The sequence below is a fragment of the Stutzerimonas sp. 21-1 genome (genome assembly GCF_056336065.1).
In genome coordinates, this window is sequence record NZ_CM150500.1 from 3,950,039 (window position 1) to 3,962,250 (window position 12,212).

Below are 12,212 nucleotides of genomic sequence, written 5' to 3' on the forward strand. Positions count from 1 at the left end.
AAGGAACATGAGGGCTCCGGGTCTGTTAAGGCGCGCAGTATCGGAGCCACACTCCCGCGGGAAATTCGGTCATCCACCAAACACTTTTGACCTGAGCTCAACAATGAAAACCAACCTCGACGAAATGCTCGCCTTTGTCAGCGTGGTCGACAGTGGCTCGATCAGTGCCGCGGCCGAGCAGCTGGAACAGACCGCCTCGGGCGTCAGCCGGGCGTTGAGTCGGCTGGAAGAGAAGCTGGCGGTGACGCTGTTGCGGCGTACCACGCGACGCCTGGAGCTGACCGAGGAAGGCGCAGCGTTTCTCGCCCAGGCGCGGCGGATTCTGGCCAGTGTGGAGGAAGCCGAGGAGCAGATGGCGCTGCGCCGGCAGGCGCCGGCCGGGCGCTTGCGGGTCAATACCGCGTCGCCGTTCATGCTGCATGTGATCGTGCCGCTGATCGGCGACTTCCGTGCGCGCTATCCGCTGATCGAGCTGGAGCTGTATAGCGATGACCGCATCGTCGATCTGCTGGAGCGGCGCATCGATCTGGCCATCCGCATCGGCCCGCTACCCGACTCCAGCCTGCATGCACGGCCGCTGTGCCACACCCTGCGCCGGGTGCTGGCGAGCCCGGCCTATCTGGCGCGGCATGGCACGCCGCAGCGGGTCGAGGACCTGGCGGATCACAGCCTGATCGGCTTTACCGAGCCGGATCGCCTCAACGACTGGCCACTGCGCCATGCACTGGGCGAAAGCTGGCGGATCGCGCAAGCGCTGCGAGCCTCCAGCGGGGACACGGTGCGCGAGCTGGCGCTGGCCGGCGAGGGGCTGGCGTGCCTGTCCGATTTCATGACCGACAGAGATCGCCAGCGCGGCGCGCTGGTAGAGGTGCTGGCGGCGCAGCGAGTCGACGTGCGCCAGCCGATCAACGCGGTGTATTACCGCAACAGCGCGCTGGCCTCGCGCATCGCCTGTTTTCTCGATTACCTCAGCGAGCACCTGGGCGCGGACGCGGCGCGCTGAAGCTCGCTATCGCTCGCGGCGCGACATGGGGACGGCGACACTGCTTTCGATGCTGTCGGGCAGTGCATCGCCTTCCTGCTCGTAAGGCTCGATCTCGTCCCGGGCGCGCTGCCAGTGTTCGGCTTCCTGACCTTCGGGGCGGCCCTCGGCGTCCCATATTTCGTAGGCGCGTTGGCGAATGCGTTCTTCGATATTCATGGCTGGACCTCCGCTGACAGGCCGGCGACGACCGGCCGCTATGCAGGAGAAAGGCGCCTGCAGTGATTGGTTCCGCCCGGACGACGAGCGTTTCGGTTTCACCGGAACACCGGGCTGCGGAACCGTCGCCGCGCACGCGGTCTTAGCTCTGGATAAATGGCGCCGACTGGCGTTTCATTCGCTTCGCGCTGCGCCCGGATTGGGCCGGCGTTTCGCCTTCTTCACACAGGACCCATCGATGAGCATCGCCCCCAATGCAGGACGCCTGCCCGACCCGCACAGCCTGACCCACCTGCCGCGCCTGGTGGCACGCTACTACAGCGACCGCCCGGACCCGTCCGACCCGGCGCAGCAGGTGGCGTTCGGCACCTCCGGGCACCGCGGTTCCTCGCTCAAGGGCAGCTTCAACGAGTGGCACATCCTCGCCACCACCCAGGCGATCTGCGACTACCGCCGCCAGGAGGGCATCGACGGTCCGCTGTTCATGGGCATGGACACCCACGCGCTGTCCGAGCCGGCGTTCATCTCGGCGCTGGAAGTGCTGGCGGCCAACGGCATCCAGACGCGCATTGACGCCGGTTGCGCGGAAACCAATGGCGAGCCGGGCTACACGCCGACCCCGGCGATTTCCAACGCGATTCTCAGCTACAACCGCGGCCGCACGAGCGGGCTGGCCGATGGCATCGTCATCACGCCGTCGCACAACCCGCCGGGGGATGGCGGCTTCAAGTACAACCCCACCAATGGCGGCCCGGCCGATACCGGCGTGACCAAGTGGATTCAGGAGCGCGCCAACGCGCTGCTGGTCGCCGGTCTCGATGGCGTCAAGCGCATGGATTACCGCCAGGCGCTCAAGGCCGCCACCACCCAGCGCTTCGATTTCATCGACGCCTATGTCGGCGGGCTGGAACGGGTGATCAACCTCGCCGCGATCCGCGATTCGGGCCTGAAGTTCGCCGTCGACCCGCTGGGCGGTGCCGGCGTGCACTACTGGCCGCGCATCGCCGAGCGCTTCGGCCTGCCGCTGGAGGTGCTGTCTACGGTGGTCGACCCGACCTTCCGCTTCATGCGGCTGGACTGGGACGGCAAGATCCGCATGGACTGCAGCTCGCCGCATGCCATGGCCGGGCTGATCGAGAACAAGGACCGCTTCGACGTGGCCTTCGCCTGCGACACCGACCACGACCGCCACGGCATCGTCACCCGCTCCGGCGGGCTGATGAACCCCAACCATTACCTGGCGGTGGCCATCGAATACCTGTTTATCCACCGCCCGGGCTGGAGCGCCGAGGCCGGCATCGGCAAGACGCTGGTGTCCTCGTCGATGATCGACCGCGTCGCCGCCGGCATCGGCCGCCGTCTGGTGGAAGTACCGGTGGGCTTCAAATGGTTCGTCGACGGCCTGATGGACGGCAGCCTCGGCTTCGGTGGCGAGGAATCGGCCGGTGCGTCGTTCCTCGACCTGAATGGCAACGCCTGGTCCACCGACAAGGACGGGCTGATCCTCGGCCTGCTCGCCGCGGAAATCACCGCTGTCACCGGCAAGGACCCGAGCCAGCGCTACCAGGCGCTGACCGAGCGCTTCGGCGCGCCGGTGTACCAGCGCATCGACGCGGCCGCCAACCGCGAGCAGAAGGCGCGCCTGGGCAAGCTGTCGGCCTCGCAGGTCACGGCGAAGGAACTGGCCGGCCAGCCGATCACCCGCATCCTCACCGAGGCACCGGGTAACGGCGCGGCCATCGGCGGGCTGAAGGTGGAGACGGAAAACGGCTGGTTCGCCGCGCGGCCGTCCGGCACCGAGGACGTCTACAAGATCTACGCCGAGAGCTTCGACGGCGAGGCGCACCTCAAGCGCATCCAGGCCGAAGCCAAGGCGCTGGTGGATTCGGTGCTGGCCGGCTAATCGGCAGCCGCGCCGCGCAGTCAGTGACGCAGAGTCAGTGACGCGCCGGCGCGGCCTCAGTACCACCTTCCTCGGCGGACGGGGCCGCGCGCCCGCAGACGCTCTTCTTCATCTTGCCGACCACCTGCAGGCAAAGGTCGCTATGCGGCATGATCCGGCAGGCCAGCACCATCCCCTGCGCCAGTTCCTCGGCGCTGACATGCGCCTGGCTCATCACCTTCGCCTCGTAGCTGCCCTGGGTCACCTGCACCTTGCACACGCCGCAGCCGCCGCCGCGACAGCCAAGCGGAATGCCGCGCCGGCCGAGGCGCGCCATGCCGTGCAGCACCGATTCGTGCTCGTCGCAGGGATAGTGCTCGGCGGTGTCTTCGATGGTGATCTGGTGCTTCATCATCACCCTCACTCTGCCGAATTGAGCCCAAGCGCTGCGAGCGCGGCGCGGGCGCAGGCTTCGTCCTGCTCCTCGCTGCCGCCGGAGACGCCGACGCCACCGATGCAGCGCCCCTCGATGAGGATCGGCAAACCGCCGCCGAGCACCACCAGCCGTGGCCGGGTGGTCAGCCCGGTGTGCAGGCGCGGGTTGTCGCCGATCACCTCCAGCCACTGGCCGGTGGGGAAACCGAAGCTGGCGGCGGTGTAGGCCTTGTCGACGGCGATGCTTTCCGAGTGCAGAAACGCCTCGGCCATGCGCAGATAGGCCAGCGTGTTGCCGCTGCGGTCGACCAGCGCCACATGCACACGGATGCCCAGCCGCTCGGCGCAGTCCAGCGCCGCCTGCGCGGCGACGGCGCCGCCGCGCCAGTCGAGGCGTGGCCCCTGGGATTGGAGGAAATCGCGGTGGGTCATGATGCGGCCTCCCCTGCCTGCTCGCGCGCCGCGATCTCCGCCGCGCGCAGCAGGTCGGCCGGTACGCCGCCGATCGACCAGTCCTCCGGTTCGACGCGAATGCACAGCCCGCGCACCAGCTGCGGCTGCACATCCAGAATGCGTACCAGCAGTTCGGTGAAGCCGGCCATCAGCCGCCGTCGCTGCTCGAGCGGGCGGCCGTCCAGCACGCGGAATTCAAAATACGGCGCCTGCCGGCCAACTTCGCCGGCCACGGCAAAACACTCGCGCGGGTACAGGCTGATCATCGCCCGCACGCGGTCGATCGGTGCGGCAAGTACCTCGCTGTACAGCCGCGAGGCTTCGCCTAGCAGCTCGATCTGCTGTTCGGGGCTGGCGCAGCCTTGCGCCAAGTGAAAGTTCACAATGGGCATTGGTTTGTCTCCACGGCGTCGTTGTAATTGTTCGTCCGCTTCGTTTCGTCAGGTTGGCTCAGGGCAATCCGCGTCGGCGCCCCGAGTCGAGCATCAGCGTCGAGCCGGTCATCGCGTCGGCTTCAGGCGCCAGCAGCAGCGCCACCGCCCAGGCGACCTGCTCGGGCGTGGTGAAGGCGCCGAGCGAGGATTCCGCGCACATCTCGGCCAGCACTGCCGCGCTGTCGATGCCGCGTTGCCGCGCGCGGTCGGCGGCGACCCGGTGCAGCCGCTCGGTGTCGGCCGGGCCGGGCGCGACGAGGTGCGCAGTGATGCCGCGCGCGCCGTAGGCCAGGCTCAGCTGGCGCACCGCGTTGACCAACGCCGCGTTGGCGATGCCGGCCGAGGCGGCGTAGGCGGTCGGCTCGAAGCCGTAGTGGCCGCCGATGGCGACCAGCCGCGAGCCGGCGCACAGATGTGGATCGACCGCGCGCACCAGCCGCAGCAAACCACCGACCTTGATGTTGACCGCATCCACCAGCGCCGCGACCGGCGCATCGATCACGCCACCGGCGACCGCCACGCCCGGCCCATGCACCACCATGCGCACCGGCCGGTCGAGCGCCGCGCCGATGGCCGCGACCGACTCGTCGGACGCGATATCGGCGACACAGGGAATCACCCGTGGGCACTCCGCGCGCAGCGCCTGCAACGGCGCCTCGCTGCGCGCCACCGCGAGCACGTCGAGACCGCTGTCGATCAGCCGCGCGACGATCCGCCGCCCGAAGTCACCCGAGGCGCCGACCACCACCGCCAGTTCGTTGGCCACTGTCCGCCCTCCTGCGCTGCGTGCCATCAGGCCCGGAAGGCGATGCCGCGCGCCTTGGCCATGGTCATGGCGGTGTCCGGGATCATGTCTTCCTGGCCGCCGATCATCTTCTTGCGGCCCAGCTCGACGAGGATGTCGCGCGCCGGCACGCCGAAACGCTCGGCGGCCCGCTTGGCGTGCAGCAGGAAGGTCGAGTAGACGCCGGCATAGCCGAGGGTCAGCGACTCGCGGTCGACGCGCACCACGTGCTCCATCATCGGCACGATGATCTCTTCGGCGACGTCCATCAGCTTGAACAGGTCGGCACCGGTGTCCATGCCCATGCGCTCGCACACGGCGGCGAAGACTTCCAGCGGCGTGTTGCCGGCGCCGGCACCAAGGCCGGCCACCGAGCCGTCGATGCGCGTGGCACCGGCCTCGATGGCGGCGATGGAGTTGGCGATGCCCATGCCCAGGTTGTGGTGGCCGTGGAAGCCGATCTCGGTCTCGGGATTCAACACCGCACGCAGCGCAGCGACCCGCGCGGTGACATCCTCGGGCAGCATGTAGCCGGCCGAATCGGTGACGTAGATGGTCTGCGCGCCGTAGGACTCCATCAGCTTGCCCTGCTGGGCGATGCCTTCGGCGTCGTTAAGGTGCGCCATCATCAGGAAGCCCGAGGTGTCCATGCCCAGCTTGCGCGCATAGGCGATGTGCTGCGGCGAGGTGTCGGCCTCGGTGCAATGGGTGGCGACGTGCACGCTGCGCGCGCCGCAGTCGTAGGCCGACTGCAGCTCCTTCATGGTGCCGAGGCCGGGGATCAGCAGCACCGAGACCGTGGCCTGCTTCATCTGCGCCGCGACGGCGCTGATGTATTCCTCGTTGCTGTGCGGCGCGAAGCCGTGCTGCAGCGAGTTGCCGCCCAGGCCGGCACCATGGGTGACCTGGATATACGGCACGCCGGCGTCGTCCAGCGCGGTGGCGACCTTGACCATCTGCGCGACGCTGATCTGCTCGCGCTTGGCGTGCATGCCGTCGCGCAGGCACATGTCATGCAGGATGACCTTGCGGCCTTTCAGACTGTTGGACTGACTCATCACGCAACCTCCACGGCAGGCAGCTGGATTTTTCCGGCCAGGATTTCCTCGGCGAACATCTCGGCGGTACGGGTGGCGGCGGCGGTCATGATGTCGAGGTTGCCGGCGTAGGTCGGCAGGTAATCGCCCAGCCCGGCCACTTCGAGGAATACCGAAACCTTGTTGCCGTCGAAGATCGGCCCGTTGACCAGGCGGTAGCCCGGCACGTACTTCTGCACCTCGCCGATCATTTCGAGGATCGAGGCGGTGATGCGGTCGCGGTCCGGCTCCTCGTCGGTCAGGCAGTAGACGGTGTTGCGCATCATCATCGGCGGCTCGGCCGGGTTGATGATGCACAGCGCCTTGCCGCGCCGCGAGCCGCCGACCTTGCAGATCGCGCTGGAGGTGGTGGCAGTGAATTCGTCGAGGTTGGCGCGGGTACCCGGACCGATGGATTTCGACGCCAGGCTGCCGATGATTTCCGCGTAATCGACGCTCTGGATGCGCGACACCGCGTACACCACCGGGATGGTCGCCTGACCGGCGCAGGAGATCATGTTGACGTTCATCTCCAGCTTCTCGGCGTGCTCGCGCAGGTTCACCGGCGGCACGCACAGCGGGCCGATGGCCGCTGGGGTGAGGTCGACCATCAGCACGCCGAGGGCATTGAGCTTGCGGCTGTTCTCGGCGTGCACATAGGCGCTGGTGGCGTCGAAGGCGATCTGGATGCCGTCTTCGAGCACGTGCGGCAGCAGCCCGTCGACGCCCTCGTGGGTGGTCTTCAGACCCATTTCGCGGGCACGCTTGAGGCCTTCGGAGTCGGCATCGATGCCGACCATCCACACCGGCTCCAGCACTTCACTGCGCTGGATCTTGTAGATCAGGTCGGTGCCGATGTTGCCCGAGCCGATGAGTGCGCATTTGATCTTCTTCATTGTGCCTGCTCCCGTTTCGCGGCGCGTTGGGCCAGCGTCAAGCCGCCGACGTAGAACTCCCCGCTGCCGTGTTCGGTGATGAGGATTCGGATCGTTTCCGGCGCGCAGTCCAGAGTCTCGGCGACCGCGGCGGTGACGGCGGCGGCGACGCGACTCTTCTGCTCGTGGGTGCGCCCTTCGGCCATGTGCATTTCGATGATTGGCATGGGTGGTTCTCCGGTTAGTCGACGAAGCGCATCGAGACGCTGCCCAGGTCCTGGAAGCGCGCGACCACGTTGTCGCCGGGCTTCACCGCCACGGCTTCGGTGATTCCGCCGCTCATCACGAAGCTGCCGGCCGGCAGACTCTCGCCCAGCTCGGCGAGGATATTGACGACCATCGCGATGGCCTCGGCCGGATGCCCCATGACCGCCGCCGACGCACCGGTGGCAACGATCTCGCCGTTGATCTCGATCACCACGCCGAGGGTGCGCAGGTCCAGATCCTCGACGTAACGCGGGCGGCCGCCACCGACGAAGCGCGCCGAAGATGCGTTGTCGGCAACCACGCTGGCGAGGTCGAATTTGAAGCCGGAGAAGCGCGAGTCGATGATCTCCACCGCCGGCAGCACGTAATCGGTAGCCGCCAGTACATCGCTGGCGGTGCAGCCGGGGCCGCGCAGTTCCTGCTTCATGACGAAGGCGACTTCGCACTCGACGCGCGGATGCACCAGGTCAGCCGTGGAGATGGCCGAGTTCTCCGGGCGCGCCATGCGGTCGGTGAGAAAGCCGATCGACGGCACATCGACACCCATCTGCTGCATCTTGGCCTTGGACGTCAGGCCGGCCTTCCAGCCGATCAGCTTGTGGCCCTGGGCGATGAAGCGCTTGCGCAGTTCGTTCTGCACGGCGTAACCATCGGCGATGGTCATGTCCGGATATTCGTTGGTCAGCTTGGGGATCGCATAGGCGCGGGTCTGCGCGCCCTCGACGCGCTCGCACAGGCGCACCACGTCTTCCCGCGAAAGTGTCAGATTCATGCTCATGCCGCGCTCCTCCCGGAAAACTTCACCCGGCAACTGCCCAGGCCACCCACCGTGCACACCAGCTCGTCGCCATCGACCACCGGCACCAGCGCCGACTGCGAACCAGAGAGGATCACCTCGCCGGCCTTGAACGGAATGCCCAGCTCGCCGAGGGTGTTGGCCAGCCAGGCCACGGCGTTGGCCGGCGAACCCTGCACCGCGGCGCCGACGCCGGTGGAGAACAGCTCGCCGTTCTTTTCCAGCACCATGCCGGCCAGGGTGATGTCGAGCTTGCGCGGGTCGCCCTTGGTCTTGCCCAGCACGTACACGCCGCAGGAGGCGTTGTCCGCCACGGTGTCCTGGATCTTGATCTGCCAGTTCTCGATGCGTGAATCGACGATCTCGAAGCACGGCAGCACGTAGTCGGTGGCGCGGATCACGTCCATCGCGGTGATGCCGGGGCCCTGCAGGTCGTGCTTGAGGACGAAGGCCAGTTCGGCCTCGGCCTTGGGCTGGATCATCTGGCCGAGGTCGATGGTGTCGCCTTCCTGAAACACCATGCCGCTGGTGAGGATGCCGAAGTCCGGCTGGTAGACGCCGAGGAATTCCTGCACCGGCTTGCTGGTGGCGCCGATCTTCTTGCCGACCACGCGTTCACCGGCCGCGAGCCGGCGGGCGACGAAGCGCTGCTGGATGCGGTAGGCATCTTCGATGCTGATGTCCGGCTCGCGCGCCAGCAGCGGTGGCACCGGGCGGCGCGCGACGAAGGCTTGGTAAAGCTCGTCGCCGTATTGTTCGATCTTGTTGTTATCCATGTCGTTCTCACAGGTTTTGCGGCGGATAGGCACGGCCTTGCCCTGGCACAGGGCAAGGCGCAGCCGTTCTCAGAGCTTCACGCAGATGTTGCGGGTCTCGGTGTAGAACTCGAGCGAGTGCACACCACCCTCGCGGCCGATGCCGGACTGCTTGGAACCACCGAAGGGCGTGCGCAGATCGCGCAGGAACCAGCTGTTGATCCAGGTGATGCCGACATCGACGCGCTCGGCGACGCGGTGCGCGCGCGCCAGGTTGCTGGTCCAGATGGTGGTCGACAGGCCGTAGTCGGTGGCGTTGGCCTTGGCCACCACTTCGTCCTCGCTGTCGAACGGCGAGATGTGGCAGCACGGCCCGAAGATTTCCTCGCGCACCACCGCGGCGGTTTCCGGCAGCCCGGTCCAGATGGTCGGTTGCACCCAGGCGCCCTCGGCCAGCTCGCCGGGCATGTCCGGCACGCCGCCGCCGGTGACCAGGGTCGCGCCCTCCTCGATGGCCTTGCGGTAGTAGGACAGCACCTTCTGCTGGTGCTCCAGGCTGATCAGCGGGCCGAAGTTGCTGCCGTGCACCTCGGGACGGCCGTACTTGACCGCCTCGGCCTTGGCCTTGAGCGCCTGCACGAAGCGCTCGAAGATCGGCCGCTCGACGTAGACGCGCTCGGTACCCAGGCAGACCTGCCCGGTGTTGAGGAACACCGAGCGCGAGAAGCCTTCCACCGCGGCATCGAAATCGGCGTCAGCGAAGACGATGCCGGCGTTCTTGCCGCCCAGCTCGAAGGACACGTCACGCATGCCCTCAGCGGCGGCCTTCATGATCGCGGTGCCGGTGCGCGTCTCGCCGGTGAAGGTGATCGCGTCGACGCCCGGATGACGGGTGACGAACTCGCCGGCCGAATCCGGACCGAAGCCGTGCACCACGTTGTACACGCCCTTGGGAATGCCCACCGCGTTCATTACCTCGCCGAGCAGCGCGGCGGTCTGCGGCGACTCCTCGGAGGGCTTGACCACCACGGTGTTGCCGCAGGCCAGCGCCGGGCCGACCTTCCAGGTCATCAGCATGAACGGCGCGTTCCACGGGCAGACCACGCCGATCACGCCCTTGGGCTTGCGGATCGCATAGTTCAGCGCGCCGCGGCCGTCCGGGGTGTCCATGCGGAAGGACTCGCTGGCGACGTTCTTGATGGTGTCGGCGAAGACCTTGAAGTTGGCCGCGCCGCGCGGGATGAACACGTGCTTCATGACGTGCTCGGGCTGGCCGGTGTCGGCCATTTCCGCGGCGACGAAGTCATCGAAACGGCGGGTGATCTCGTTGGCCACCGCGTACAGCAGCTCGACGCGGCGCTCGGTGCTCATCGCGCCCCATTCGCCGTGCAACGCGGCACGCGCGGCCTGCACGGCGGCGTCGACCTCGTCGCGGCCAGCCTCGCTGATCGAGGCGATGACGCGGTTGTCCAGCGGCGAGCGCTTGTCGAAGCGCCGGCGACTGGCCGCCGCGCGGTATTCACCGGCAATGAAGTTTTCAATCTGGCGCATGATCACTCCGCATCGTTGTTCTTGGATCGGCCAGCCGGTGCGATCGGGCTGGCCTTTGCGATTGAGTCTAGGGATGGCTTTCTATACCGGCTAATACTTTGTTTCTTGCTAATTGATACCTGACAGGTATGGCAACGATCAGCCGGCGACCCGCCCGCCAGGATGCCTGGCGAGCGGCCGGGCGGCGTCAGCCGGGCATCTTGGCGAAGTGCGGCAGGTCGTCCAGCGGTCGGCCCCACGGCTGCGCGCTGTCACAGTAGATGTGCATGGTCGGGCTGACCGCGGCCGGATCATCCAGGCTGGCGGCGCGGACGAACTGCAGGTCCGGCAGCACCGCCACCTCGGAATACAGCGGCGAGCCGCACTCGCCGCAGAAGTGCCGCAGCACCGGGTTGCCGCTGTCGCCACGGGTGGCGTAGCTGCGCGTCTGCCCGCGGCTGTGCAGCGCCGCGCGCGGCACGGCGAACACCGTGGACATGGCGGCGCCGCTGGCGCGCTGGCAATCGCGGCAATGACAGTGGGCGACGATGACCGGCGCGGCGGCGCAGTCATAGCGCACCGCGCCGCAGGCGCAACCACCGCTCAGGCGGGTTTCACTCATCTCACTCTCCCTGCGGCCCACGGGCCGTCGTCAGATCGCCTTGAACAGCGGGCTGCGCACCTGCTGGGCGTCGGCCGCCGAGATGAACTTCTCGGTGTAGATGTCGCGTTCGAACAGGCGGCCCTGCATCAGCGTGCTGATGCACGACTCGATCATCAGCGGCGGGCCGCAGAGGTAGGCCTTGTGGTCGCGGAAGTCGTTGTCGAAATGCGCCTTCGCTGCGTCATGTACGAAACCGCGGAATCCCTGCCAGGCGCTGCCTTCAGGCTCGTGGGAGAGCGCCGGGACGTAGCTGAAGTTGGGGTGACGGATCGCCAGGGCGAGGAATTCCTCGTGGTAGTACAGCTCGTCGCGGTTGCGCTGGCCGTAGATCAGCGTGATCGGCTTGGTGAAGCCTTCGGCCAGCAGGTCGAGGATCATCGAACGCGGGCTGGACAGCCCCGAGCCGCCGGCCATGAAGATCACCGGCAGGTCGGCGGATTTCTTCACGAAGAAGCGCCCGTACGGCCCGGTCAGGTGCACGCGCTCGCCGACCTGCAGTTGCTCGTGCACGTACATCGTGCCGCGCCCGCCGGGGACGATGCGGATGTTCAGCTCCAGCTCGTCGGCGCCCGGCACGCTGGCGATGGAGAAGGCGCGGCTGCCGATCTCATCCGGCAGCATCAGGTTGATGTACTGGCCGGCCTGGAACTGCACGCCTTCGGCATCGTCGAGCTTGATCCAGACGCCCTTGATGGTCGGCGTCAGCGACTCGATGCGGCTGACGGTGCCGTAGTAGTCGCGCACCGGCAGGTTCAGCGAATCCGGGTCTTCCTCGACTTCGGCCTCGATGACCACGTCGCTCTCGACGGTGGCGCAGCAGGCCAGGCACTTCTGTTCTTCGCGCTCGAAGTCCATCAGGGCGAAGGTCGAGGCCTCGCCGTGGTCGATCTCGCCGTCCACCACCTGCACCTTGCAGGTGGCGCACAGCCCGTGGCCGCAGGCATGCGGCAGGTAGATGCCGGCGCGCAGCGCGGCGTCGAGGATGGTCTGGCCTTCCTCGATCTCGATGGTCTGGCCCAGCGGCTCGATGGTCAGTTCGTAGCTCATGCTCAACCCTCCT

The 12,212-nt window shown here is 67.4% G+C and carries 15 protein-coding genes; 2 read left to right on the top strand and 13 right to left on the bottom strand.

The features are described 5' to 3' along the window. Positions 1–103: 103 nt before the first annotated feature. Positions 104–1,003 (top strand): LysR substrate-binding domain-containing protein, encoded by a 900-nt coding sequence (locus tag AC0ZJQ_RS18935; protein WP_476477128.1) that lies wholly within the window; start codon positions 104–106, stop codon positions 1,001–1,003. Between the two features lie 6 nt (positions 1,004–1,009). Here AC0ZJQ_RS18935 and AC0ZJQ_RS18940 read toward each other — a convergent pair whose 3' ends face one another. Next, a complete protein-coding gene (locus AC0ZJQ_RS18940; protein WP_008569149.1) occupies positions 1,010–1,201 on the bottom strand; it encodes a DUF2934 domain-containing protein in 192 nt (63 codons plus the stop codon). A gap of 238 nt (positions 1,202–1,439) precedes the next feature. Here AC0ZJQ_RS18940 and pgm point away from each other — a divergent pair, with 238 nt between their 5' ends. Beyond that, positions 1,440–3,104 (top strand): phosphoglucomutase (alpha-D-glucose-1,6-bisphosphate-dependent), encoded by a 1,665-nt coding sequence (pgm, locus tag AC0ZJQ_RS18945; RefSeq protein ID WP_476477129.1) that lies wholly within the window; start codon positions 1,440–1,442, stop codon positions 3,102–3,104. A gap of 34 nt (positions 3,105–3,138) precedes the next feature. Here pgm and AC0ZJQ_RS18950 read toward each other — a convergent pair whose 3' ends face one another. The 12 genes from AC0ZJQ_RS18950 to AC0ZJQ_RS19005 form a co-directional block, all read right to left on the bottom strand. Further along, a complete protein-coding gene (locus AC0ZJQ_RS18950) occupies positions 3,139–3,498 on the bottom strand; it encodes a 2Fe-2S iron-sulfur cluster-binding protein (RefSeq protein WP_008569145.1) in 360 nt (119 codons plus the stop codon). Positions 3,499–3,503: 5 nt separating this feature from the next. Then, a complete protein-coding gene (locus AC0ZJQ_RS18955) occupies positions 3,504–3,950 on the bottom strand; it encodes a GlcG/HbpS family heme-binding protein (RefSeq protein WP_003288472.1) in 447 nt (148 codons plus the stop codon). Then, the gene (locus tag AC0ZJQ_RS18960) at positions 3,947–4,363 is read right to left on the bottom strand and encodes a tautomerase family protein (protein ID WP_003288474.1); all 417 of its coding nucleotides are present in this window, start codon (positions 4,361–4,363) and stop codon (positions 3,947–3,949) included. The genes AC0ZJQ_RS18955 and AC0ZJQ_RS18960 overlap by 4 nt, the downstream gene beginning before the upstream one ends. A 58-nt stretch (positions 4,364–4,421) precedes the next feature. Continuing rightward, on the bottom strand, positions 4,422–5,171 hold the full coding sequence (locus AC0ZJQ_RS18965) for an SDR family NAD(P)-dependent oxidoreductase (RefSeq protein ID WP_476477130.1): 750 nt from the start codon (positions 5,169–5,171) through the stop codon (positions 4,422–4,424). Between the two features lie 26 nt (positions 5,172–5,197). Continuing rightward, a complete protein-coding gene (gene dmpG / locus AC0ZJQ_RS18970; protein ID WP_476477131.1) occupies positions 5,198–6,250 on the bottom strand; it encodes a 4-hydroxy-2-oxovalerate aldolase in 1,053 nt (350 codons plus the stop codon). Then, entirely contained in the window at positions 6,247–7,161 is a 915-nt protein-coding gene (locus AC0ZJQ_RS18975; RefSeq protein WP_003288478.1) for an acetaldehyde dehydrogenase (acetylating), read from the bottom strand. The genes dmpG and AC0ZJQ_RS18975 overlap by 4 nt, the downstream gene beginning before the upstream one ends. After that, positions 7,158–7,367, bottom strand: coding sequence for a tautomerase family protein (locus AC0ZJQ_RS18980; RefSeq protein WP_008569143.1), 210 nt, complete (start codon positions 7,365–7,367; stop codon positions 7,158–7,160). Before AC0ZJQ_RS18980 ends, AC0ZJQ_RS18975 begins: the two co-directional genes overlap by 4 nt. Before the next feature lie 14 nt (positions 7,368–7,381). Next, complete coding sequence (dmpH, locus tag AC0ZJQ_RS18985) at positions 7,382–8,185, bottom strand: 2-oxo-3-hexenedioate decarboxylase (RefSeq protein WP_008569142.1); 804 nt, start codon at positions 8,183–8,185, stop codon at positions 7,382–7,384. Beyond that, on the bottom strand, positions 8,182–8,979 hold the full coding sequence (gene dmpE, locus AC0ZJQ_RS18990) for a 2-oxopent-4-enoate hydratase (protein WP_003288484.1): 798 nt from the start codon (positions 8,977–8,979) through the stop codon (positions 8,182–8,184). Before dmpE ends, dmpH begins: the two co-directional genes overlap by 4 nt. 69 nt (positions 8,980–9,048) lie before the next feature. Next, positions 9,049–10,509: a 2-hydroxymuconic semialdehyde dehydrogenase gene (locus tag AC0ZJQ_RS18995; protein ID WP_008569141.1), complete on the bottom strand. Its 1,461-nt coding sequence runs from the start codon at positions 10,507–10,509 to the stop codon at positions 9,049–9,051. A 187-nt stretch (positions 10,510–10,696) separates the two neighbouring features. Next, complete coding sequence (locus tag AC0ZJQ_RS19000; protein WP_003288487.1) at positions 10,697–11,110, bottom strand: GFA family protein; 414 nt, start codon at positions 11,108–11,110, stop codon at positions 10,697–10,699. Positions 11,111–11,140: 30 nt separating this feature from the next. Beyond that, positions 11,141–12,199, bottom strand: a complete 1,059-nt coding sequence (locus tag AC0ZJQ_RS19005) for an NADH:ubiquinone reductase (Na(+)-transporting) subunit F (protein WP_008569139.1) — start codon at positions 12,197–12,199, stop codon at positions 11,141–11,143. Positions 12,200–12,212 lie beyond the last annotated feature (13 nt).

Excerpts from the sequence above, each read along its gene's own strand:
- AC0ZJQ_RS18935 (WP_476477128.1), top strand. The coding sequence starts at position 104 with ATGAAAACCAACCTCGACGAAATGCTCGCCTTTGTCAGCGTGGTCGAC.
- AC0ZJQ_RS18940 (WP_008569149.1), bottom strand. The coding sequence starts at position 1,201 with ATGAATATCGAAGAACGCATTCGCCAACGCGCCTACGAAATATGGGAC.
- pgm (WP_476477129.1), top strand. The coding sequence starts at position 1,440 with ATGAGCATCGCCCCCAATGCAGGACGCCTGCCCGACCCGCACAGCCTG.
- AC0ZJQ_RS18950 (WP_008569145.1), bottom strand. The coding sequence starts at position 3,498 with ATGATGAAGCACCAGATCACCATCGAAGACACCGCCGAGCACTATCCC.
- AC0ZJQ_RS18955 (WP_003288472.1), bottom strand. The coding sequence starts at position 3,950 with ATGACCCACCGCGATTTCCTCCAATCCCAGGGGCCACGCCTCGACTGG.
- AC0ZJQ_RS18960 (WP_003288474.1), bottom strand. The coding sequence starts at position 4,363 with ATGCCCATTGTGAACTTTCACTTGGCGCAAGGCTGCGCCAGCCCCGAA.
- AC0ZJQ_RS18975 (WP_003288478.1), bottom strand. The coding sequence starts at position 7,161 with ATGAAGAAGATCAAATGCGCACTCATCGGCTCGGGCAACATCGGCACC.
- AC0ZJQ_RS18980 (WP_008569143.1), bottom strand. The coding sequence starts at position 7,367 with ATGCCAATCATCGAAATGCACATGGCCGAAGGGCGCACCCACGAGCAG.
- dmpH (WP_008569142.1), bottom strand. The coding sequence starts at position 8,185 with ATGAGCATGAATCTGACACTTTCGCGGGAAGACGTGGTGCGCCTGTGC.
- dmpE (WP_003288484.1), bottom strand. The coding sequence starts at position 8,979 with ATGGATAACAACAAGATCGAACAATACGGCGACGAGCTTTACCAAGCC.
- AC0ZJQ_RS18995 (WP_008569141.1), bottom strand. The coding sequence starts at position 10,509 with ATGCGCCAGATTGAAAACTTCATTGCCGGTGAATACCGCGCGGCGGCC.
- AC0ZJQ_RS19000 (WP_003288487.1), bottom strand. The coding sequence starts at position 11,110 with ATGAGTGAAACCCGCCTGAGCGGTGGTTGCGCCTGCGGCGCGGTGCGC.
- AC0ZJQ_RS19005 (WP_008569139.1), bottom strand. The coding sequence starts at position 12,199 with ATGAGCTACGAACTGACCATCGAGCCGCTGGGCCAGACCATCGAGATC.